This is a genomic window from Streptomyces sp. NPDC002835 (assembly GCF_053591995.1).
In genome coordinates, this window is record NZ_JBSFUW010000008.1 from 98,152 (window position 1) to 121,342 (window position 23,191).

Sequence of the window (23,191 nt, forward strand, 5' to 3'; positions counted from 1 at the left end):
CCCCGGGCTCCGGCGGCCCGGGGTCCACCCGCCGTCAGTGCGCCGCCGACTCCCAGTCGGGGCCCGAGCCCACCGAGACGTCCAGCGGAGCCCGCAGCGACACCGCCGACGCCATCTCGCGGCGCACCAGTGCCTCGACCTCCTCGCGCTCGCCGGGAGAGACCTCGAGCACGATTTCGTCGTGGACCTGGAGCAGCAGCCGGGACGACAGCTTCGCCTCCGTCAGCGCCCGGTCCACGTTCAGCATGGCGACCTTCACGATGTCCGCCGCCGTGCCCTGGATCGGGGCGTTGAGCGCCATCCGCTCCGCGGCCTCCCGCCGCTGCCGGTTGTCACTGGTGAGGTCGGGCAGATAGCGCCGGCGGCCGAGCATCGTCGCCGTGTACCCCGTCGCCCTGGCCTCGTCCACGACCCGCCGCAGATAGTCCCGCACCCCGCCGAACCGCTCGAAGTAGGTGTCCATCAGTACCCGCGCCTCGGCCGGTTCGATGTTCAGCTGCTGGGAGAGGCCGAACGCGGAGAGCCCGTACGCCAGTCCGTACGACATGGCCTTGATCTTGCGCCGCATCTCCGCGTCGACGGCGGACCGCTCCACGGAGAAGACCTGGGAGGCGACCGTCGTGTGCAGGTCCTCCCCCGAGGTGAACGCCTCGAGCAGGCCCTCGTCCTCCGAGAGGTGAGCCATCACCCGCAGTTCGATCTGGCTGTAGTCCGCGGTCATCAGGGACTCGAAGCCCTCGCCCACCACGAACCCGCGGCGGATCATACGGCCCTCGTCGGTGCGGACCGGCACGTTCTGCAGGTTCGGGTCGGTGGACGACAACCGGCCCGTCGCGGCCACGGTCTGGCTGAACGTGGTGTGGATCCGGCCGTCGGCGGCGATGGTCTTGATCAGGCCCTCGACCGTCGAGCGCAGCCGGGCCTGCTCGCGGTGGCGCAGCATGATGACCGGCAGCTCGTGCTCGGTCTGGGCGGCCAGCCACGCGAGCGCGTCGGCGTCGGTGGTGTAGCCCGTCTTGGTCTTCTTGGTCTTCGGCAGGTTCAGCTCGCCGAAGAAGACCTCCTGCAGCTGCTTCGGGGACCCGAGGTTGAACTCATGGCCCACCGCAGCGTGCGCCTCCTTCACCGCCTGCTGAACGGCGCCCGCGAACTGCTGCTCCATCGCCTCGAGGTGGGCGCGGTCGGCGGCGATGCCGCTGCGCTCCATCCGGGCCAGCAGCAGGGAGGTGGGCAGCTCCACGTCGTGCAGCAGGTCGGTGGCGCCGACCTCCTTCAGCTTCTCGCCGAACGCCTCGCCGAGGTCGAGCACCGCGCGGGCCTGGGCCATCAGCGCGTCTGCCTCGGCCTGCTCGTCGGCGCCGAAGGCCAGTTGCCCGTCCGCGGCGGCCGGAGCCAGCTCCCGGTGCAGATATTCGACCGACAGGGCGTCCAGCGCGAAGGACCGGCGCCCGGGCTTGACCAGATAGGCGGCGAGGGCGGTGTCCATGGTGATGCCGGCGATCTGCCAGCCGTGCTCGGGGAAGACCCGCAGCGCGTCCTTGGCGTTGTGCATGACCTTCGGCCGGGACGGGTCGGAGATCCAGGCGGCGAAGGCCCGCTCGTCGGACTCGTCGAGCTGGGTCGTGTCGAACCAGGCCGCCTTGCCGTCGGCGGCGGCCAGCGCGACCTCGCTGACGCTGCCCACGCCCAGTGCCCACGCCGCGACGGTGGCAACACCGAGCGGCTGCTTGCCGTGCTGCTCCAGCCAGTACGCCACCTCGCCGGCGCCGAGCACACTGCCGTCGAGCTCCACACCGGCCTCGGGGGCCGCAGGCTCCTCGTCCACCGCGCCGGGGTCGACCGAGAGGAGCCGTTCGCGCAGGCTCGGGTTCCGGATCTCGAGGACCTCGAGGAAGCCCTTCAGCGCCGTCCTGTCGTACGGCTCGCGCTCGAGGTCGGTGACGGACCTGGGCAGCTCCACGTCACGCACCAGCTCGGTGAGGTGGCGGTTCAGCTTGACGGACTCCAGGTGGTCGCGCAGGGACTGCCCGACCTTGCCCTTGATCTCCTCCGCGCGCTCGACCAGCTCCGCGAACGAACCGAACTGGTTGATCCACTTCGTCGCCGTCTTCTCCCCCACGCCGGGGATGCCGGGCAGATTGTCCGACGGGTCGCCGCGCAGCGCGGCGAAGTCCGGGTACTGCTGCGGGGTCAGCCCGTACTTCTCCTCGACCTTCGCCGGGGTGAAACGGGTCAGTTCGGAGACGCCCTTGGTCGGATACAGCACGGTGGTGTGCTCGCTGACCAGCTGGAAGGAGTCCCGGTCGCCGGTGACGATCAGCACCTCGAAACCGGCGGCCTCCGCCTGGGTGACGAGGGTCGCGATGACGTCGTCCGCCTCGAAGCCCTCGACGGCGAACCGGTGCGCGTTCATCGTGTCGAGCAGTTCGCCGATCAGCTCGACCTGTCCCTTGAACTCGTCAGGGGTCTTGGAGCGGTTCGCCTTGTACTCCGGGAAGTCGGCCTGGCGCCAGGTCTTGCGGGAGACGTCGAACGCCACCGCGAAATGCGTGGGCGCCTCGTCACGCAGGGTGTTCGCGAGCATCGACGCGAAGCCGTAGACGGCGTTGGTCGTCTGGCCGCTCGCGGTCGTGAAATTCTCCGCGGGCAGCGCGAAGAACGCCCGGTACGCCAGGGAGTGCCCGTCCATGAGGAGCAGGCGCGGTCGGTTGTCTGCCGTCTTCTTCGATGCCGTCTCAGCCACGCCCCCGATCCTGCCATGCACCACTGACATTCCTGACCGCGCTGTCCTGGGGGCATCGGCTGTCACAGGGGCGTGGCAGGATCGGACACACAGCATCGACGTACCAGCACCGGCACGGCTCAAGGGAGAGCACGATGGCCAGCAAGCCGCCCTCAGGGGACCCGGTCCAGGACGCCCCGCAGGTCACGGCCCCGCAGCGGGCGGCGGCCGGTCTGCCCGGCGTCGGCCACACGCTGCGCGTCGCGCAGCAGCAGATGGGTGTGGGCCGCACCGCGCGCACCCTGCTGAAGGTGAACCAGAAGGACGGTTTCGACTGCCCGGGATGCGCCTGGCCCGAGGGCGAGAAGCGCCACGTCGCGGAGTTCTGCGAGAACGGCGCGAAGGCCGTCGCCGAGGAGGCGACGCTGCGCCGGGTGACGCCCGAGTTCTTCGCGGCGCACCCCCTGCCCGACCTCGCGAACCGCAGCGGGTACTGGCTGGGCCAGCAGGGCCGGATCACCCGGCCCATGTATCTCCCGGAGGGCGCCGACCGGTACGAGCCGGTGAGCTGGGAGCGCGCCTTCTCGATCATCGCCGAGGAGCTGGGCGCGCTCGGCTCCCCCGACGAGGCGCTGTTCTACACCTCCGGCCGCACCAGCAACGAGGCGGCGTTCCTGCTCCAGCTGTTCGCCCGCGAATTCGGTACGAACAATCTGCCCGACTGCTCCAATATGTGCCACGAGTCCTCCGGCTCCGCGCTCACGGAGACGATCGGCATCGGCAAGGGCAGCGTCTCGCTCGAGGACCTGCACCGGGCGGACCTGATCATCGTCGCCGGACAGAATCCGGGCACCAACCACCCCCGTATGCTCAGCGCCCTGGAGAAGGCCAAGGCCGCCGGCGCCCGGATCATCTCGGTGAATCCGCTGCCCGAGGCGGGCCTGGAGCGGTTCAAGAACCCGCAGACGGCCCGCGGCCTGCTCAAGGGCACCGCGCTGAACGACCTGTTCCTCCAGATCCGCATCGGCGGCGACCAGGCGCTGTTCCGGCTCCTGGGCAGGCTGGTCCTCGAGACCGAGGGCGCGGTCGACGAGGAGTTCGTCCGCGCACACACGCACGGCTTCGAGGACTTCGCGGCCGCCGCGCGGGCCGCCGACTGGGAGACCACGCTCGCCGCGACCGGCCTGGCCCAGGAGGAGATCGAGCAGGCCCTGCGGATGGTGCTGGCCTCGCGCCGCACCATCGTCTGCTGGGCGATGGGGCTCACCCAGCACAAGCATTCCGTCGCCACCATCCGTGAGCTGGTCAACTTCCTCCTGCTCCGCGGCGACATCGGCCGTCCCGGCTCCGGTGTCTGCCCCGTGCGCGGCCACTCCAATGTGCAGGGCGACCGGACCATGGGCATCTTCGAGCGGCCCGCCCCCGCCTTCCTCGACGCCCTGGAGAAGGAGTTCGGCTTCGCCCCGCCGCGCCACCACGGCCTGGACGTCGTCCGGTCCATCGAGGCACTGCGTGACGGGAAGGCGAAGGTGTTCTTCGCGATGGGCGGCAACTTCGTGTCGGCGAGCCCCGACACCGCGGTCACCGAGGCCGCGATGCGCCGCGCCCGGCTGACCGTGCACGTGTCGACCAAGCTGAACCGCTCGCACACCGTCACGGGCCGGCGGGCGCTCATCCTGCCGACCCTGGGCCGCACCGACAAGGACGTCCAGGCCGGCGGCCGGCAGGTGGTGACCGTCGAGGACTCGATGGGCATGGTCCACGCCTCCCGGGGCAACCTCCCGCCCGCGAGCCCCCATCTGCTGTCGGAGCCCGCCGTCGTCGCGCGAATGGCCCGGGCGGTGCTCGGCGCCGCGTCCACCACCCCCTGGGAGGAGTTCGAGCGGGACTACGGCACGATCCGGGACCGGATCGCGCGTGTGGTGCCCGGCTTCGAGGACTTCAACGCGAAGATCGCCCGCCCCGGCGGCTTCACCCTGCCGCACGCCCCGCGCGACGAGCGCCGCTTCCCCACCGCCACCGGCAAGGCCAACTTCACGGCCGCGCCCGTCGAGTACCCCGAGATCCCCGAGGGCCGGCTGCTGCTGCAGACGCTCCGCTCGCACGACCAGTACAACACCACGATCTACGGCCTCGACGACCGCTACCGCGGCATCAAGGGCGGCCGCAGGGTCGTCCTGGTCAACCCCGAGGACGCCCGCGAGCTGGGCCTGGCCGACGGCTCGTACGCGGACCTGGTCGGTGAGTGGAAGGACGGCGTCGAGCGCCGTGCCCCCGGCTTCCGCGTCGTGCACTACCCGACGGCCCGCGGCTGCGCCGCCGCGTACTACCCGGAGACCAATGTGCTGGTCCCGCTGGACTCCACGGCGGACACCAGCAACACCCCCGCCAGCAAGTCCGTGATCGTACGTCTGGAACAATCACCGACCGTCTAAGCGTTCGCTCAGACAGTAGGACAAGCGGACCGCCACCACCAGGACCAGACGGTACGACGATCGGAGCCGGCCCCATGGGCGAGCAGACCACCGTGAAGTTCCCGCAAGGGGTCATCGAGGAGTACGCCGAGCTCGGCGTGGACCTCCCCGCACTGTTCTCCGCGGGGAACCTGGGCGCCCGCATGGGCGTCCAGATCGTCGAGGCCTCCGCGGACCGCGTCGTCGGCACCATGCCCGTCGAGGGCAACACCCAGCCGTACGGCCTGCTGCACGGCGGCGCCTCGGCCGTGCTGGCCGAGACCCTCGGCTCCATCGGCTCGATGCTCCACGGCGGTCCCTCCAAGATCGCCGTCGGCGTGGACCTCAACTGCACCCACCACCGCGGCGTCCGCTCCGGCCTCGTCACCGGCGTGGCCACGCCCGTCCACCGCGGCCGCTCCACGGCCACCTACGAGATCGTGATCACCGACGAGCACGACAAGCGGGTCTGCTCGGCGCGTCTCACCTGCCTGCTCCGCGACAACGGCCAGGGCTGAGCACAACGAAGCCTGGCGCGGCAAAGCTCAGCACAGCCGAACTCGGCACAACGAAAAAACAGGGCCGGGAAGCCCGAAGGCTTCCCGGCCCCGCTCGATTCACCGGCCGTCAGGCCGCGCCCTCACCGAGGTACGCCTCCCGGATCCTGGAGTCCGCCAGCAGATCCGCCGCCGGACCCGACATCGCGACCGCTCCCGTCTCCAGGACATAGCCGCGGTTGGCCAGACCCAGCGCCTGGGTGGCGTTCTGCTCGACGAGCAGCACCGTCGTGCCCTGCTTGTTGATCTCCTCGACGATGTCGAAGATCTGCTGCACGATCAGCGGCGCCAGACCCATCGACGGCTCGTCCAGCAGCAGCAGCTCCGGCTTGCCCATCAGCGCACGGCCGATCGCGAGCATCTGCTGCTCACCACCCGACAAGGTGCCGGCGAGCTGAGAACGCCGCTCGGCCAGACGCGGGAAGAGGGTGAACACCCGGTCCATCTCGGCCGCGTCGGGCGACCTGAAGCGGTACGCGCCCATCTCCAGGTTCTCCCGCACGGTCATCCGCGCGAAGACCCGGCGGCCCTCCGGCACATGGTTGATGCCGAACCGCACCAGCTCGTGCGACTTGATGCCGTCGATGCGCTCGTCATGCAGCAGCACCTCGCCGTGACGCGGCTGAAGCATGCCTGAGATCGTGCGGAGCGTCGTCGTCTTGCCCGCGCCGTTGCCACCGAGCAGGGCGACGATCTCACCCTTGCGGACAATCAGGTCAATGCCCTTGATCGCCTCGACGGCGCCGTAGAACACCCGGACGCCCTTGAGTTCGAGCAGGGTGTCCTGCACGGCGCCGGTCCCGCCGGCGCCCTTCTCGAGTTCGGTCGTCGTGCTCACTTGCCGCTCTCCTCGTCCGACGCGGATCCACCAGACGCCGTCTTGTCCGACGCCGTCTCGTCCGGAACGGAATCGCCGTCCGAACCGGACGCGCCCTCGGACCCGGACTCACCGTCCGAACCGGACTCGGACTCGCCCTCGACCGCAGCAGCCTCGGACTCGGCAGCCTCGGAACCGGACCGCTCCGGCTCGTCGTCCGCGTCGGCCCCGGCTTCCGGACCCGACCCCTGCGACCCGTCGCCGGTCGGCTCGTCCTCGTCGGAGTCGTCGGACTCGGCGGAGGCATCCACCGGGCCGCGCTGCTCCGCGATCACGGGCTCGGCCGGAGCCGCCTCCGGCGCCTCGGCCGACGCGCCCAAGTACGCCTCGATCACCGCCGGGTGCTGCTGCACCTCGCTCGGCGTCCCCTCGGCGATCTTCTGGCCGAAGTTGAGGACCATGACCCGGTCCGCCACCGACATCACCAGACGCATGTCGTGCTCGATCAGCAGCACACTCACGCCCAGCTCCGAGTTGATCCGGCGGATCAACTGCTCGAGCTCCAGCTTCTCCGTCGGGTTCGTACCGGCCGCCGGCTCGTCGAGCAGCAGCACCTGCGGATCCGTCGCAAGCGCCCTCGCGATCTCCAGGCTGCGCTGGTCACCGTAGGAAAGGCTGCCCGCGATCTCGTTGAGCTTGCTGTCCAGACCGACGAACTTCAGCAGCCGGTGCGCCCGCTCGTCGCTCTCCCGTTCCGCCCTGCGGGCATTCGGCAGACCCAGCATGATCGACACCGGTCCGGCCTTCAGCCGGGTCTCCGCCGCGATCTTCACGTTCTCCAGCGCCGTCAGCGCCGAGAACAACCGGATGTTCTGGAACGTGCGTGCCAGACCCAGCCGGTTCACGATGTGCGGCTTGGCCCCCAGCAGCTCCTTGTTGTCGCCGTCCCTCGGAAGGAACGTGATCCGCCCCTCCTGCGGCTTGTACACACCCGTCAGCGAGTTGAACAGCGAGGTCTTACCCGCACCGTTCGGACCGATCACGGCGAGCACCTCACCGCGGCGCATCCCCAGCTCGACATTGTCCAAGGACGTCAGACCGCCGAACCGAAGCGTCACACCGGACGCCTCGAGAACATTGTCCACACCGGCCCCCGAACCACCGGCCGGAGCGACCGCACCCTTCGTGACATCCGTCGTCATCGGACCGCACCTCCCGCCGGCTCCGTCATCGCATCGGCGTCGCCGACGCCTTCCTGCGCCATCTTGAGTTCGCGTTGGCGGCGGCGGGAAGGCCACACACCCTGCGGCCGGTAGATCATCATGACCACCAGCAGCGCGCCCAGGTACATGTAGCGGTCGGCCGGGTCCACGAAGTCGCGGAGCACCTCCGGCAGCCAGACCAGGATCGCCGCACCCAGCAGCACACCCGGGATCGATCCCATGCCACCGAAGATGACATAGGCCAGCACCAGGATGGAGTTGAGGATGATGAAGTTCTCCGGGTTGAAGTACCCGACCTTGCTCGCGTAGACGACACCGGCGACACCGGAGGTCGACGCACCGATCGCGAACGCCATCAGCTTGAAGCGGACCGTGTCGACGCCGTTGGCCGCGGCGGCCACCTCGTCCTCACGGATCGCCGTCCACGCACGCCCCACCCTGGAGTGCTCCAGCCGCGCGAAGACGATGATCAGAATGACGATCACCGTGACCAGCAGATACCAGTACGGCATCCGATCCAGCGTCCACTCGTACCCGAAGGCCGAGAACTTCGGCACCTGCCGGGCGCCGGCCGGACCGTTGGTGATCCCGTCGGCGTTCTTCGCCACCAGGTACACGATCTCGTGGAAGCCCAGCGTCACGATCGCCAGATAGTCACCGCGCAGCCGCAGCGTCGGCGCACCGAGCAGCACACCCGCGATCAGACAGGTGATCACGGCCACCGGAATGATCAGGAAGTTGTTCAGGACGACCGGCGGCTCCACCGGAAGACTGCCCGTCCAGAACGCGGCGCTGTAGGCGCCGACCGCGAAGAAGGCCACGAAGCCCAGGTCCAGCAGACCGGCCCAGCCGATCACCACGTTCAGACCGATGGCCAGCAGCGCGTAGATCGCGATCTGGTCGATCAGCACCGTCTGCCAGTAACCCGTCAGCTGGCCGGGGATGAACAGCACCGCCAGCAGCAGCGCGATCATCACCGCCCACTTGACCTTGGGCTGGGTGCGCACGGCCCCACGCGCCTGCGCCCACGGGCCCCAGCCGGCCGCCGACTTGGCCCCACCCACAGCCTTCGACACATGCTGGGAGCCGAACTCCCGCACGCACCAGATGACCAGGGCGAGACCCAGACAGATCCAGAGGTTCACCCCGGTGAAGCTGGTCCGCACGGAGTAGAACAGATCACGGGTGTTGCCCTGCTCGCCCACCATCAGGGTGAGCAGCACAGCCAGCGCCAGCAGGGCGCCCAGCCGCTTGGACCGCGGCTGCTGATACCAGGCGGTCTTGCGCAGTTTCGCCGCCGCGGACGGCGACTTCACCGACGTGTTCGCACTCATGCCGTCCTCCCCACACGCTCGCCGAGGATGCCGGTCGGGCGGAACATCAGCACTGCGATCAGTACGACGAACGCACCCACATGACGCCACTCACCACCGAAGATCGGCACCGTCAAGGTCTCCACGATGCCCAGCATCAGACCACCGAGCATGGCACCGCGGATGTTGCCGATACCGCCGACGACCGCCGCGGCGAACGCGGTGATGCCGGGGATGAAGCCCATGTCGAACTTGACCTGCGTGAACGTGCCGTACAGGAAGCCCGCCGCGCCACCGAGCACACCGCCGATGACGAACGTGCGCGAGACGACCTTGTCGATGTCCACGCCCATCAGGCCGGCGACCTCGGCGTCCTGCGACACGGCCCGGATACCGGAACCGAGCTTCGTCCGGTTCACCACCAGGTCGAGACCGACCATCATGACCACGGCCGACGCGAGCAGCAGCAGCTGCGTCACATTCAGTTCGGCACCGAAGACGGAGAGAACCTTCTTGTTCTCGTACGCCGAGGGCATCGGCAGCGGATCACGGCCGAACAGCTTGCCCGCGAGGTTGTAGAGGAAGAAAGACGCACCGATCGCGGTGATCAGGAAGATGAGCCGTGGAGCGCCTCTGCGGCGCAGCGGCCGATAGGCGACCTTCTCCAGGCCGTACGCCGTGAGAGCGCCGAAGGCCGCACCGGCCGCGAGGCCGAGCGCCACGAACCCGGCCGAGGCGAGACCCGAGGGAGCATCCCCCGGCACCACCACGGTCAGAGCGATCAGACCGCCGTAGGCACCCAGCATGAACACCTCGCTGTGCGCGAAGTTGATCAGCTGGAGCACGCCGTAGACGAGGGTGTAACCAATGGCGATGACGGCGTAGATGGAGCCGAGCACCACCCCTAGGACCAGATAGTCCCAGAATTCAACAAGGGACATCGAACGAACTTCCTTGTGGGAGCTGAGCGGGCGGGCCGGTGGTGCGATCGGCACACGACTGGGGCCCGCGCCATGTGTGCGGGGACGGCGCCGGGCCGCGTCCTACGGGAAGTGGACGCGGCCCGGCACCCGGGTCAGCTGCCTGCCAGCTCTTCGATGGAGCCCTGGTACGCGATCTTGCCGCTCTTGACCTGGTACAGGTAGATGCTCGAGATCTTCAGCTCGCCCTTGTCGTCGAAGGAGAACTCCTTCGTCAGACCCTTGTACGAGCCCTTCGCCAGCGCGTCGTAGACGCTCGCGCGGTCCGCCTTGTCACCCAGCTTCTTCAGCTCCTGGATGACGTAGTTGGTGAGGTCGTAGGCCTCGGCCGAGTACGTGCCCGGGTCGACCTTGAACTTCTTCTTGTAGTCCGCGGTGAACTGCTTCGTGCTCGCCTCGACCGTGGCGTCCGTGCACGGGCAGGTCAGGAACCAGTTCTCCGACGCCTTGCCGGCCAGCTCGACGAACTTCATGTCGTTCGTGCCGTCACCGGAGACCGCCGCGCCCTTGTAGCCGGCCTCGGCCAGCTTCACCGCGAACGGGGCCGCGTCCTGGTAGTAGCCCGCGTAGATCAGCGCGTCGGCCTTGGAGTTGACGACCTCCTTGGCGGTGGCGCTGTAGTCCGGGGTCTTGGCCGGGACGGACTTCTTGACGACCTCGACACCGGCCGCCGTGAGCTTCTCGTTGGCGACCTTGGCCAGGCCCACGCCGTAGTCGGACTTGTCGTCGACCAGGTAGACCTTCTTGGCCTTCAGCTTCTTCGCGTAGTAGTCCGCCATGCCGGCGCCCTGGGCGCTGTCGTTGGGGACACCGCGCAGGAACGTCTTGAAGCCCTGGTCGGTCAGGCCCGGGTTGGTGGCCGACGGGGAGATGGCGGTCAGACCCGCGTCACCCAGCAGCGGGGCCGCCGAGTTCGTGGGGCCGGAGAACGCCGGACCCACCAGTGCGACGACATCCGGGTCGTCGATCGCCTTCTGCGCGGCGGCAGTCGCCTTCTCCGGCAGGCCCTGGTCGTCGACCGGGAAGTACTCGAGGTCGACGCCGAGGTCGCCCTTGGCGTTGGCCTGCTCGATGGCGAGCTGGATGCCACGCTCCATGTTCTGGCCCAGCGCGACGTTGTCACCGGAGAGCGGTCCCTGGAACGCGATCTTCAGCGTGTCGCCACTGGCGCCGGAGTCACTCGCACAGCCCGAGAGCGCGAGAGCGCCCACAGCCAGCGGTATGGCGAGCCTGACGATGTTCTTGTTCAGCACTAGGAACCCCTTGGAGCCGCCCGAACGATCTTGTCTGCGGAGGAAGTTGACCTTCCTTCGCAGGACACCGCCAATCGGTGCGGTGTGCGGGGAATGTAATCGCGCGTTCGGGCACAGGCATAGGTGACCGAACGATGTGTGATCGCCCTGTGACCTGAGTCATGCGCCGGAAACAGAACACCCCTTACCGGCGACCGGACATCTCAGCAATGATCCAGAACTTCCCGACATAGCCCTACGTGATCTTCCCCATCACGTTTCTCCGTGCGCCGACCAGGGCCCTGAACAGGGGCTCTTCCGTCGCCGCCGCCCACAAGAACTGGTCGCAGCATGCCCCTGCGCACCCCGTCCCACACCTCGGAAACGACACCGACCGTCTCACCGGACAGCCTCCTCCTGCCGGGAGGCGACACGGTAGCGCGCGACCGCCCGCGGCGCGGCCGAATCGAAATCGACCTTCACAACATCCCCCGGAACATCACAGGGCCCCCGGTCACCGTGTGACCGAGGGCCCCGCCCGTCCGCACGACGCCTACTGGCCCGACTGCTCCTTGGCCGCCTTCTTCTCCTCGGCGTCCTCGATGACCGCCTCAGCGACCTGCTGCATCGACAGCCGCCGGTCCATCGACGTCTTCTGGATCCACCGGAACGCCGCCGGCTCCGTCAGCCCGTACTGCGTCTGCAGAATGCTCTTCGCCCGGTCCACCAGCTTGCGCGTCTCCAGCCGCTGCGAAAGGTCGGCGACCTCCTTCTCCAGCGCCTTCAGCTCCGTGAACCGCGACACGGCCATCTCGATCGCCGGCACGACATCGCTCTTGCTGAACGGCTTCACCAGATAAGCCATCGCCCCGGCGTCCCGCGCCCGCTCCACGAGATCGCGCTGCGAGAAAGCGGTGAGCATCAGAACCGGCGCGATGGACTCCTCGGCGATCTTCTCCGCCGCGGAGATCCCGTCGAGCACCGGCATCTTCACATCGAGAATGACGAGATCCGGCCGGTGCTCCCGCGCCAGCTCCACCGCCCGCTGCCCGTCACCGGCCTCACCGACGACCGAGTAGCCCTCTTCCTCGAGCATCTCTTTGAGATCGAGCCTGATCAGGGCCTCGTCCTCGGCGATGACGACACGGGTCGTCAGCGGCGGGACATGCGACTGGTCGTCATCGTCTTCGACGGGCTGGGGCGACTCGGGGGCGGTCACGGGGGCTCCTTGGGGCGGGGCAAGTTACTGCTGCCAAGAGCCTACCCACCTCCTGTAAGGTAGGGGCACGGCAGGTGATCGCCACCCTTCATTTCGAAGGATACCCCGGTAGCCCAGCGGTAGAGGCAGTGGTCTCAAACACCATCCAGCGTGGGTTCGAATCCCACCCGGGGTACTTCTCAAGGATTCCAAGGTCATTAAGGCGACGGGTGGAATTCACCCGGGCGCGTGATCGACGGGCACCGTTCAGCGAGTGCTCCGGGCCGCCTGTGACGCTCACCGATACACATCCGGGCATGAATGGGCACAGCCCCTCGATTGGTGGACGGATCGCCGCCCTATCCGCTCAGCAACATCCGCTCAACGGCTTTCCGGTATCGAAGGGCATTCCGGCCCCGAGGGAAAGCACGGCACCCAACTACCGAATGACGCCCGCTATTCCAGGCTCTCGCCGATGTGGTGGACGTGGACCAGGTTGGTCGAGCCGGGGACGCCGGGCGGTGAGCCGGCGGTGATGATCACGATGTCGCCGCGGCGGCACCGGCCGATCCGGAGGAGTTCCTCGTCGACCTGGGCGACCATCGCGTCCGTCGACTCCACATGCGGGCCGAGGAAGGTCTCCACGCCCCAGGTGAGGTTGAGCTGGGAGCGGGTGGCGGGGTCGGGGGTGAAGGCGAGGAGGGGGATCGGGGAGCGGTAGCGGGAAAGGCGCTTGACGGTGTCGCCGGACTGGGTGAAGGCCACGAGGTACTTCGCGCCGAGGAAGTCGCCGATCTCCGCGGCCGCGCGGGCGACGGCGCCGCCCTGGGTGCGGGGCTTGTTGCGTTCGGTCAGCGGGGGAAGCCCCTTGGCGAGGACGTCCGCTTCCGCTGCGGTGACGATGCGGGCCATGGTGCGGACGGTCTCGACCGGGTACTTGCCGACGCTGGTCTCGCCGGAGAGCATCACGGCGTCGGTGCCGTCGATGACGGCGTTGGCGACGTCGGACGCCTCCGCGCGCGTGGGGCGGGAGTTGTCGATCATAGAGTCGAGCATCTGGGTGGCGACGATGACCGGCTTGGCGTTGCGCTTGGCGAGCTTGATGGCGCGCTTCTGGACGATGGGCACCTGTTCGAGGGGCATTTCGACGCCGAGGTCGCCGCGGGCGACCATGATGCCGTCGAACGCGGCGACGACGTCGTCGATGTTGTCGACGGCCTGGGGCTTCTCGACCTTGGCGATGACGGGGAGACGGCGGCCCGCCTTGTCCATGACGCGGTGGACGTCGTCGATGTCGCGGCCGCTCCTGACGAAGGAGAGGGCGATGATGTCGGCGCCGATGCCGAGGGCCCAGTTGAGGTCTTCGATGTCCTTCTCGGAGAGCGCGGGGACGGAGACGGCGACGCCGGGCAGGTTGAGCCCCTTGTGGTCGGAGACCATGCCGCCCTCGACGACGGTGGTGTGCACGCGGGGGCCGTCGATGGCGGTGACTTCGAGGGCGACCTTGCCGTCGTCGACGAGGATGCGCTCGCCCCGGGAGACGTCGGCGGCGAGGCCCTGGTAGGTCGTGCCGCAGAGGTGGCGGTCGCCGTCGGTGTCCTCAGTGGTGATGGTGAAGGTGTCGCCGCGTTCAAGCAGTACCGGTCCTTCGCGGAAGCGGCCGAGGCGGATCTTCGGGCCTTGAAGGTCGGCGAGAATGCCGACGCTGCGGCCCGTTTCGTCCGAGGCTTTGCGGACGTGCCGGTATCGCTCCTCGTGGTCGGCGTAGGTGCCGTGGCTGAGGTTGAAGCGGGCGATGTCCATTCCCGCTTCGACCAGTGCCTTGATCTGGTCGTATGTGTCGGTGGCGGGGCCCAGGGTGCAGACGATTTTCGCTCGGCGCATGTTTCGAGCCTATGTCTTACCAGTGGGTAGAGAATTGGTCGCGTGTGACTACTCAACAACCTTTGCATGAAGCGCTATTGACAAGTGTTGAATTGTGCGCAGGGATGCTCCGATGAGCGCGGAGCGGCGCTGCGGTCAGAGTTCTGGCGGGGTCATGGTGAAGCGCGCGTTGACCTGTGCGTAGACGGTCTGGCGCTTCGGTTCGAGGTCGAGGGCGGGCGCCGACTCCGCCGCGGCGCCTCCGGCGAAGCCGCGCACGGCGCCGGGCGGGGCCGGCATCGCGTAGGCGGGTGCGGGTGCTTCGGCTCCGATGTCGGCGAGTTCGACGAGGGCGGCGAGGCTGCCGCCGATGGCTTCGGCGTATTCGCGGGCGCGCTGGACGGCTTCGCGGACTGCTTGGCGGCGGGCCTCGCCGTGGGCGGGCGAGTCGGGGCGCAGTGACCACCAGGGGCCGGTGACCCGGGTGAGTTCGAGATCGGCGAGGCGGGTGGTGAGTTCGCCGAGGGCGGTGAAGTCGGCCAGTACGGCGGTGATGTGGACGCGGCCGTGGTAGGCGCGGACGCGTTCGCCGCGGCCCTTCTCGGTCAGTTCGGGAGTGACGGAGAACGCGCCGGTCTCGAGCTTTTCGACCGCCTCGCCGTACGACTTGACGAGGTCGAGCGCCGCGGAGTTGCGGCGGGTGAGGTCTTCGAGGGCGGCGCGGCGGTCCTTGCCGCGGGCGCTGACGGTGATGCCGATGCGGGCGATCTCCGCGTCGAACTCGATGCGTGCCTCGCCGCGTACGGCGACGCGTGGTTGTTCGGGGGTCGCGTACGGGACGGCGGTGGGGCCGGGCGGGATGGCGTCGGTCATGGGTGGGGCTCCCTGGTGCGAGGGGCTGTTCGTTCCACTCTCGCATCCGGGTCTGACAGCGACCCGAGCCTCTCCCGTGCCGGACATCCGATCGCAACCTGGCGGGGGTGTTGCGGCGGTGGCTCTTGGGTCAGAATCTACGCGCGTTGTGCATGTGGTTGACCGAGGGAGACGAAATGCCGCTGAACCGTAGGACGTTCCTGGAGCGGACCGCCGCCGCCGGGGCGGGCGCCGCTGTCGCGGGTGCCGCCGCCGCACCGGCGGTGGCCGAGGAGCGGGGCAGGGACCATGGGCGCGGGCGTCCGCGCAAGCGGTACTCGTTCACGGTCATGGGGACGACCGATCTGCATGGAAACGTCTTCAACTGGGACTACTTCACCGACCGGGAGTTCGACGACAAGGCCCACAACGACGTCGGCCTGGCGAAGATCTCGACGCTGGTGAACCGGGTGCGTGAGGAGAAGGGGCGCGGCAACACGCTCCTGATCGACGCCGGTGACACGATCCAGGGCACCCAGTTGTCGTACTACTACGCCAAGGTCGACCCGATCACTGCGCAGCGCGGCCCGGTGCACCCGATGGCGCAGGCGATGAACGCGATCGGCTATGACGCCGCGGCACTGGGCAACCACGAGTTCAACTACGGCATTCCGGTGCTGCGCAAGTTCGAGGAGCAGTGCGACTTCCCACTGCTGGGTGCGAACGCGCTGGACGCGAAGACGCTGCGTCCGGCGTTCGCGCCGTACAGCATGCACCGGCTGCGGACGCCGCACGGGCGGGACGTACGGGTGGCGGTCCTCGGTCTGACGAATCCGGGCATCGCGATCTGGGACAAGCTGAACGTGAGCGGGAAGATGGTGTTCCCGGGGCTGGAGGAGCAGGCGGCGAAGTGGGTGCCGAAGCTGCGGTCGATGGGCGCGGACGTGGTGATCGTGTCGGCGCACTCGGGTTCCAGCGGCACGTCGTCGTACGGTGACCAGCTTCCGTACGTGGAGAACGCGGCGGGTCTGGTGGCCGAGCAGGTGCCGGGCATCGACGCGATTCTGGTCGGCCACGCGCACACGGAGATACCGGAGCACTTCGTCACCAACAAGGAGACGGGCGCGCAGGTCGTGCTCTCCGAGCCCCTGAAGTGGGGCCAGCGGCTGACGCTGTTCGACTTCGACCTGGTGTGGGAGAAGGGCCGCTGGACGGTCGAGAGGGTCGGGGCCGAGGTCCTGAACTCGAACACGGTCGCGGAGGACCCGCGGATCACCGGGCTGCTCAGCGACGAGCACTCGAAGGTCGTCGCGTACGTCAATCAGGTCATCGGCACGTCGACCGCCTCGATGTCCACGGAACAGGCGCCGTGGAAGGACGAGCCGATCATCGACCTGATCAACCATGTCCAGGCGGAGACGGTGAGAGCGGCGCTGGCCGGCGGTGAGCACGCGGCGCTTCCGGTGCTGTCGCAGGCGTCGTGCTTCTCCCGTTCGGCGGTGATCCCGGGCGGCGAGGTGACGCTCAAGGACGCGGCGGGGCTGTACCCGTTCGAGAACACCCTCGAGGCGCGGCTGATGACGGGTGGGCAGCTGAAGGAGTACCTGGAGTTCTCCGCGCGGTACTACGTGCAGACCCCGGCGGGTGCACCGGTCGACACGTCGAAGCTGACGAACGCGGGTGGGACGCCGGACTACAACTACGACGCGGTGTCCGGGCTGACGTACGACATCGACATCGCGAAGCCGGCGGGTTCCCGGATCGTGAATCTGTCGTTCGAGGGCGCGCCGCTCGATCCGGCGGCGCGGTTCGTGCTGGCCGTCAACAACTACCGGGCGAGCGGCGGCGGGAACTTCCCGCACGTGGCCACGGCCCGGCAGTTGTGGGCGAACTCGGAGGAGATCCGAAACACGATCATCACCTGGGTGCAGGCGAAGGGGGCGGTCGATCCGGCGGAGTTCGCGTCGGTGGGCTGGCAGCTGACGCGGGACGGCGTGCCCGTCTTCTAGGGCCGGGCGTCTCGGGCCGGGTATCTCGGGCCGGCTCTCGTGGCCGGTTCCAGGACCCGTTCCCGGAACCGGTCAGCGTTCCGATTCGAGGGGAACGAGTGCGGCCGCCTGGCCGGGGATGCCGGGCGCCTCGCGCCGTTCGAGGCCGAAGCTGGTGAAGGCGGTGCGGCGCGGCAGCGGGTAGGGCTCCTTGCCGGTGAGGGAGTTGAGGATGCTCGCGCTGCGCCAGGCGGCGAGTCCCAGGTCGGGCGCGCCGACGCCGTGGGTGTGGCGTTCGGCGTTCTGCACGTACACGGAGCCGGTGACGGCCGGGTCGAGTTTCAGCCGGAACTCGGCGTCGACGAGGTGGCGTCCGGCGCTGTCGCGGCGCATGTACGGGTCGAGGCCGGCGAGGAGGGGTCCGAGCGGGCGTTCGCGGTAGCCGGTGGCGAGGACGACGGCGTCGGTGGTGAGCCGGGAGCGGGTGCCCTGCTGGACGTGTTCGAGGTGGAGTTCGACCCGGGTGTTGGCGACCCGGCCGGCGGTGCGGACGGTGACGCCGGGGGTGAGGGCGGCGTCGGGCCAGCCGCCGTGGAAGCTGCGCCGGTACAGCTCGTCGTGGATGGCGGTGATGGTGTCGGCGTCGATGCCCTTGTGGAGCTGCCACTGGCGGGGGACGAGATCGTCCCGGACCTTTTCCGGCAGGGCGTGGAAGTAGCGGGTGTAGTCGGGGGTGAAGTGCTCCAGGCCGAGCTTGGAGTACTCCATGGGCGCGAAGGCCTCGGTGCGGGCCAGCCAGTGGAGCTTCTCGGCTCCGGCGGGCCGGGCGCGCAGCAGGTCGAGGAAGACCTCGGCGCCGGACTGGCCGGAGCCGATGACGGTGACGTGCTCGGCGGCGAGGAGCCGGTCGCGGTGTTCGAGGTAGTCGGCGGAGTGGACGACCGGGACGGCGGGGGCGTCGGCGAGCGGGCGCAGCGGCTCGGGGACGTAGGGCTCGGTGCCGACGCCGAGGGCGATGTTGCGGGTGTGGGCGCGGCCGAGGGCTTCGGCCTCGCCGTCGGCGTCGAGCTGGGTGAAGTCGACTTCGAACAGGCCGCATTCGGCATTCCAGCGGACGGCGTCGACCTGGTGGCCGAAGTGGAGGCCGGGGAGGCTGTCGGCGACCCAGCGGCAGTAGGCGTCGTACTCCGCTCGCTGGATGTGGAACCGCTCGGCGAAGTAGAAGGGGAAGAGCCGGTCGCGGGCGCGCAGATGGTTGAGGAACGTCCAGGGGCTGGCCGGGTCGGCGAGGGTGACGAGGTCGGCGAGGAACGGGACCTGGAGGGTGGCGCCCTCGATGAGGAGGCCGGGGTGCCACCGGAAGGCGGGCCGCTGTTCGTAGAAGGTGGCGGCGAGGCCGCCGGGGACGCCGTCGGCCAGGGCGGCGAGGGACAGGTTGAACGGGCCGATGCCGATGCCCACGAGGTCGTGGGGGCGGTCGAGTTGGTCGTTCGGGGGCGTGCCGGTCATCGGGGTGTGCTGCCTTCCACGAGTCGGGTCAGGGTGTCGAGGTCCTCGGGCGTGGTGTGGGGGTTGAGCAGAGTCGCCTTGAGCCAGAGCCGGCCGTCGGCGCGGGCCCGGCCGAGAACGGCGCGGCCCTGGACGAGGAGGGTGCGGCGGATCTCGGCGGTCTCGCCGTCGGTGGCTCCGGCGGGCCGGAACAGGACGGTGGAGAGGGTGGGCCGTTCGTACAGTTCGAGCCGTGGGTGCTTCTCCACGAGGTCGGCGAGGTCGTTCGCGACGGCGCAGGTGCGGTCGACGAGGGCACCGAGTCCGTTGCGGCCGAGGGCTCTGAGGGTGACGGCGATCTTGAGGATGTCGGCGCGCCGGGTGGTGCGCAGCGAGCGGCCGAGGAGGTCGGGCAGGCCGGCGTCGGTGTCGTCGCCGGCGTTGAGGTACTCGGCGGTGTGGTCCAGCGGTGCGAGGCGGGCCGTGTCCGGTACGGCGAGCAGTCCGGCGGCGACCGGCTGCCAGCCGAGTTTGTGCAGGTCGAGGGTTACGGAGTGGGCGCGGTCGAGGCCGGTGAGCAGCGGGCGGCGGTCGGCGCTGAAGAGGAGCGGGCCGCCGTAGGAGGCGTCGACGTGCAGTTCGGCCCGGTGCCGGTCGGCGGTGTCGGCGATCGCCGGGAGCGGGTCGATACGGCCGGTGTCGGTGGTGCCGGCAGTGGCGACGACGAGGAGCTTGCGGCCGTGGGCGGCGGCCAGGGCGGCGAGGGTCGCGTCGAGTGCGGCGGGGTCGTGGACGTCGGTGGTGACCGGTTCGGGGAGGCCGAGGAGCCAGGCGGCGCGGCGGACCGAGTGGTGGGCGGTGTCGCCGCAGACGGTCTGCACGGTCCGGTCCGGTCCGTGGCGCTCCCTGGCGAGGAGCAGGGCGAGCTGGTTGGACTCGGTGCCGCCGGTGGTGACGAGGGCGTCGGGGGCGGTCCCGTCCGGATACACCTCGCGGGCGAGGACCCGGGTGACCCGCGCCTCCAGCTCGGAGGCGGCGGGGGCCTGGTCCCAGGAGTCCATCGACGGGTTGAGCGCGGAGGCGGCGAGGTCGGCGGCGACGGCGAGCGCGAGGGGCGGGGTGTGGAGGTGCGCCGCGCAGAGGGGGTCGGCGGGGTCGGCGGCACCGTGGGCGACGGCGCGGACGAGGGTGCGCAGGGCGTGGGCGGCACCGTCGCCGTACTCGGGCAGTACGTCGCCGGTGGCGTGCCGCACCTGTGCGGCGACCGCCCCCGGCCCGCCGGCCGGCACCGGCCCGCCGCGCGCGACGGCGCCCTCCCCGAGGGCGTCGAGCACGAGGGCGAGGAGAGGACGCAGGGCGTCGGGGCCGGAGATTCCTCCCGCGAGGGGCGGGGTGTGCGGCATGGGGCGGGTCCTTGGGCGAGACGCGGGATGGTCACCGCAACGGTGACGAGGGGGCCGGTGGGGCGCCCGCAGATCTCAACGATCAGAACCCGAAAGTGGTATTGCCTTGCGGGAGGGGGTGGGTGGGGGGTGCGTGTGCGGTATAGGGCCGCTGCGCGGGGCTAGTCCCCTACCCGCCCCCTTCCCGCTGTACCGGATTTGCGGCTCCGCCGCGTGGGGGCTCCGTCCGGACCCGCGCCTCAGACGCCGGCGGGGCTGGGTTGGCCGGTCATGTCGGGGCTCCGCCCCGAACCCCGCGCCTCAATCGCCGGCGAGGCCGGAGTTGCCCCCGTGGCCGTCCCTGTTTCGCGCAGCGAAGTCAGGCCTGCCCGGCGGGCTGGTTGCCGCACAGCGGCATTTCCAGCCCGGCCTGGGGGTACTCCCCCTACGCCTGGCGGCGTGGGAGGTGCCCCCACCCACGACCGCCAGGCCGTAGGGGGAGATTGAGGCCACCGCGCGAAGCGCGGTACCGGGCCCGGGCGGAGCCCCCGGTTCGGGAAGGGGCGGGGTGGGGGAAGGTCACGGCTCCCGGACCCGCAGGGCCCTGCGCAAGTCGTCGACCTGGTCGGCGAGCTTGCGGCGGAGCGCCGGGAGGATGTCCGGCTGGGACAGGCACGCCTCGCCCAGCCGGAGCGCCTCCGCGTCGACCGCGTGCGCCGGGAAGGCGTAGCGGCCGCACGCTTCGGCGATGGCCGGGCCGCGGAGGGTGGCGAGGGCCACGGCGTCGGGGTAGAAGCGGGGCACGTATTCGCGTACCAGGTCGGCCTGTTCGGGCTGCCAGAAGCCCTGCGCGGTCGCCGCGAACAGGTAGTTGGACAGGTCGTCGCCGGCGAAGAGGCGGGCCCAGGCCGCGGCCTTGGCCTCCGGGGTGGGGAGGGCGGCGCGGCAGCGGGCGGCGCCTTCCTGGCCGGTGGCGCTGGGGTCGTTCTTCAGCTCGAGGGCGATGGCCGTCTCGTCGGTGGCGCCGAGGACGGCGAGGCGGCGCAGGACGCGCCAGCGCAGTTCGGGGTCGAGCTCGGGCCCGCCGGGCACGCTGCCCTCGGTGAGCCACTCCTGGATGGGCTCGGGCTGGCAGGCGGCGTCGATGTAGTGGCGGACGGCGGTCAGGCGCAGCCCGGGGTCGCTGCCGTCCTCGGTGCGGCGCAGCAGGTCGCGGCAGATGCGGGTGAGGGTGGCGAGCGCGGCGGGGCGCTGCTCCGCGGGCAGGTAGCAGTCGGCGATCTGGCCCGCCGCGAAGGCGAGGACGCCTTGGACGACGGCGAGGTCGTGCTCGCGCGGCAGGTGCTCGCGGGCGGCGTCGAGGTAGGCGGTGGGGGCGAGTTCGCCGTCGCGGACCATGTCGCGGGCGGCGTTCCACACGACGGCGCGGGTGAGGGCGTCGGGGATGCCGGCCAGCGAGGCGAGGACGGTACGCCAGGAGGCGGCGTCGAGGCGGACCTTGGCGTAGCTGGTGTCGCCGTCGTTGAGGACGACGAGCGCGGGCCGGCGTCCGGGGCGCACCGGCGGCTCGCCGTCGTGCGGTACGTCGGTCTCGAAGCGTTCGCGCAGGACGAGCGTGCCGGGGTCGATGGGGTCGGTGTCGTACGCGCCGACCGCGATGCGGTGGGGGCGGCTGCCGTCGCGGGCGACGGTCAGCGTCCACCCGCCGGGGGTGTCGGCGACGGCGGGGGTGAGGGTGTCGACGCCGGTGGTGCGCAGCCATGATGCGGCCCAGGCGTGCACGTCCCGGTCGGTGGCCGCGGCGAGGGAGTCGATGAAGTCGGCGAGGGTGGCGTTGGCGAACCGGTGCCGGGCGAAGTGGGTGTTGATGCCGGCGAGGAAGTCCTTCTCTCCCAGCCAGGTGACGAGCTGGCGCAGGGCGGAGGCGCCCTTGGCGTAGGAGATGCCGTCGAAGTTGAGCATCGCGGAGGCGGTGTCGGGGACGGCCTCCGGGTCGGGGGCGACGGGGTGGGTGGAGGGCCGCTGGTCGGCGTCGTAGCCCCAGGACTTGCGGGCGATGGCGAAGTCGGTCCAGGTGTCGGTGAAGCGGGTGGCTTCGGTGAGGGTCTGGTAGCCCATGTACTCGGCGAAGGACTCGTTCAGCCAGATGTCGTCCCACCACTTGAGGGTGACGAGGTCGCCGAACCACATGTGGGCCATCTCGTGCGCGATGACCATGGCGCGGGTCTGGCGCTGGGTGTCGGTGACGGCCGAGCGGTAGACGAATTCGTCGCGGAAGGTGACGAGGCCGGGGTTCTCCATGGCGCCCGCGTTGAACTCGGGGACGAAGGCCTGGTCGTAGGAGTCGAAGGGGTACGGCTCCTCGAACTTCTCGTGGTACCGGTCGTAGCACTGCCGGGTGATGTCGAGGAGTTCGTCGGCGTCGGCGTCGAGGTAGGGGCCGAGGGAGCGCCGGCAGTGGATGCCGAAGGGCAGTCCGGCGTGTTCGGCGCGTACGGAGTGCCAGGGCCCGGCGGCGACGGCGACCAGGTAGGTGGAGATCAGCGGGGTCGGCGCGCAGGTCCAGCGGCCTTCGCCACGGTGGGTGGCGACGCCGTTGCCGAGGACGGTCCAGTTCTCCGGTGCGGTGACCGTGAGGTGGAAGACGGCCTTGAGGTCGGGCTGGTCGAAGGCGGCGAAGACCCGCTGGACGTCGTCCATGAAGAGCTGGGTGTAGACGTACGTCTCGCCGTCGCTGGGGTCGGTGAAGCGGTGCATGCCTTCGCCGGTGCGCGAGTAGCTCATCCGGGCGTCGATGCGCAGCTCGTGCTCGCCCGCGGTCAGGCCGGTGAGCGGGAGCCGGTTCCCGGTGAGCCGGGCGGGGTCGAGGGGCTGTCCGTCGAGCGTGACGGAGCGCAGTTCGACGGGCTTGATCTCGACGAAGGTGTCACCGGCCGCTTTCGCGGTGAAGTGGACGACGGTCCGGGAGTCGAAGTTCTCGTCGCCGGTGGTGAGATCGAGATCGATCGTGTACCGCTGTACGTCGAGTTGCCGGGCTCGGTTCTGCGCTTCGTCGCGCGTCAGTACGGACATGCGCCCATGCTGCCTGATGGTCCCGGGCGAGCACACGGGGTGGTGATTGCG

At 69.8% G+C, this 23,191-nt stretch carries 15 protein-coding genes and 1 tRNA gene; 4 read left to right on the plus strand and 12 right to left on the minus strand.

Going from position 1 to position 23,191, the window contains the following annotated elements; translation table 11 throughout:
- Positions 1–34: 34 nt before the first annotated feature.
- Positions 35–2,743 carry a DNA polymerase I gene (gene polA / locus ACWD01_RS11315; RefSeq protein ID WP_451160461.1) on the minus strand — a complete coding sequence of 903 codons (2,709 nt, stop codon included), beginning with the start codon at positions 2,741–2,743 and terminating at the stop codon, positions 35–37.
- 134 nt (positions 2,744–2,877) lie between these two features.
- On the opposite strand from polA, the gene ACWD01_RS11320 reads away from it, so the two are divergent.
- Both ACWD01_RS11320 and ACWD01_RS11325 read left to right on the plus strand, forming a co-directional pair.
- Positions 2,878–5,157 carry an FdhF/YdeP family oxidoreductase gene (locus tag ACWD01_RS11320; RefSeq protein WP_451160463.1) on the plus strand — a complete coding sequence of 760 codons (2,280 nt, stop codon included), beginning with the start codon at positions 2,878–2,880 and terminating at the stop codon, positions 5,155–5,157.
- A gap of 74 nt (positions 5,158–5,231) precedes the next feature.
- A complete protein-coding gene (locus tag ACWD01_RS11325) occupies positions 5,232–5,693 on the plus strand; it encodes a PaaI family thioesterase (protein WP_451160465.1) in 462 nt (153 codons plus the stop codon).
- 109 nt (positions 5,694–5,802) lie between these two features.
- On the opposite strand, the gene ACWD01_RS11330 is transcribed toward ACWD01_RS11325, so the two are convergent.
- From ACWD01_RS11330 to ACWD01_RS11355, 6 genes are all read right to left on the minus strand, one after another.
- On the minus strand, positions 5,803–6,570 hold the full coding sequence (locus tag ACWD01_RS11330) for an ABC transporter ATP-binding protein (RefSeq protein ID WP_451160467.1): 768 nt from the start codon (positions 6,568–6,570) through the stop codon (positions 5,803–5,805).
- The gene (locus ACWD01_RS11335; protein WP_451160469.1) at positions 6,567–7,751 is read right to left on the minus strand and encodes an ATP-binding cassette domain-containing protein; all 1,185 of its coding nucleotides are present in this window, start codon (positions 7,749–7,751) and stop codon (positions 6,567–6,569) included. Before ACWD01_RS11335 ends, ACWD01_RS11330 begins: the two co-directional genes overlap by 4 nt.
- Positions 7,748–9,106 carry a branched-chain amino acid ABC transporter permease gene (locus tag ACWD01_RS11340; protein WP_451160471.1) on the minus strand — a complete coding sequence of 453 codons (1,359 nt, stop codon included), beginning with the start codon at positions 9,104–9,106 and terminating at the stop codon, positions 7,748–7,750. Before ACWD01_RS11340 ends, ACWD01_RS11335 begins: the two co-directional genes overlap by 4 nt.
- The gene (locus ACWD01_RS11345; RefSeq protein ID WP_451160473.1) at positions 9,103–10,026 is read right to left on the minus strand and encodes a branched-chain amino acid ABC transporter permease; all 924 of its coding nucleotides are present in this window, start codon (positions 10,024–10,026) and stop codon (positions 9,103–9,105) included. The genes ACWD01_RS11340 and ACWD01_RS11345 overlap by 4 nt, the downstream gene beginning before the upstream one ends.
- Positions 10,027–10,160: 134 nt before the next feature.
- Positions 10,161–11,318: a branched-chain amino acid ABC transporter substrate-binding protein gene (locus tag ACWD01_RS11350; RefSeq protein ID WP_451160475.1), complete on the minus strand. Its 1,158-nt coding sequence runs from the start codon at positions 11,316–11,318 to the stop codon at positions 10,161–10,163.
- A gap of 532 nt (positions 11,319–11,850) precedes the next feature.
- A complete protein-coding gene (locus ACWD01_RS11355) occupies positions 11,851–12,516 on the minus strand; it encodes an ANTAR domain-containing response regulator (protein WP_451160477.1) in 666 nt (221 codons plus the stop codon).
- 102 nt (positions 12,517–12,618) lie between these two features.
- On the opposite strand from ACWD01_RS11355, the gene ACWD01_RS11360 reads away from it, so the two are divergent.
- Positions 12,619–12,691, plus strand: a tRNA-Leu gene (locus tag ACWD01_RS11360).
- Positions 12,692–12,951: 260 nt separating this feature from the next.
- Here ACWD01_RS11360 and pyk read toward each other — a convergent pair.
- On the minus strand, positions 12,952–14,379 hold the full coding sequence (gene pyk / locus ACWD01_RS11365; RefSeq protein ID WP_451160479.1) for a pyruvate kinase: 1,428 nt from the start codon (positions 14,377–14,379) through the stop codon (positions 12,952–12,954).
- Between the two features lie 135 nt (positions 14,380–14,514).
- Positions 14,515–15,231, minus strand: a complete 717-nt coding sequence (locus ACWD01_RS11370; RefSeq protein WP_451160481.1) for an SIMPL domain-containing protein — start codon at positions 15,229–15,231, stop codon at positions 14,515–14,517.
- Positions 15,232–15,407: 176 nt separating this feature from the next.
- On the opposite strand from ACWD01_RS11370, the gene ACWD01_RS11375 reads away from it, so the two are divergent.
- On the plus strand, positions 15,408–17,219 hold the full coding sequence (locus ACWD01_RS11375; RefSeq protein WP_451160483.1) for a bifunctional metallophosphatase/5'-nucleotidase: 1,812 nt from the start codon (positions 15,408–15,410) through the stop codon (positions 17,217–17,219).
- Between the two features lie 72 nt (positions 17,220–17,291).
- Here the strand turns inward: ACWD01_RS11375 and ACWD01_RS11380 are convergent, their stop codons facing one another.
- From ACWD01_RS11380 to pepN, 3 genes are all read right to left on the minus strand, one after another.
- Positions 17,292–18,707 carry a lysine N(6)-hydroxylase/L-ornithine N(5)-oxygenase family protein gene (locus tag ACWD01_RS11380; protein ID WP_451160485.1) on the minus strand — a complete coding sequence of 472 codons (1,416 nt, stop codon included), beginning with the start codon at positions 18,705–18,707 and terminating at the stop codon, positions 17,292–17,294.
- Positions 18,704–20,089 carry a pyridoxal phosphate-dependent decarboxylase family protein gene (locus ACWD01_RS11385; RefSeq protein WP_451160487.1) on the minus strand — a complete coding sequence of 462 codons (1,386 nt, stop codon included), beginning with the start codon at positions 20,087–20,089 and terminating at the stop codon, positions 18,704–18,706. The genes ACWD01_RS11380 and ACWD01_RS11385 overlap by 4 nt, the downstream gene beginning before the upstream one ends.
- Positions 20,090–20,647: 558 nt before the next feature.
- Positions 20,648–23,140 carry an aminopeptidase N gene (gene pepN / locus ACWD01_RS11390; protein WP_451160489.1) on the minus strand — a complete coding sequence of 831 codons (2,493 nt, stop codon included), beginning with the start codon at positions 23,138–23,140 and terminating at the stop codon, positions 20,648–20,650.
- Between the last annotated feature and the right edge of the window lie 51 nt (positions 23,141–23,191).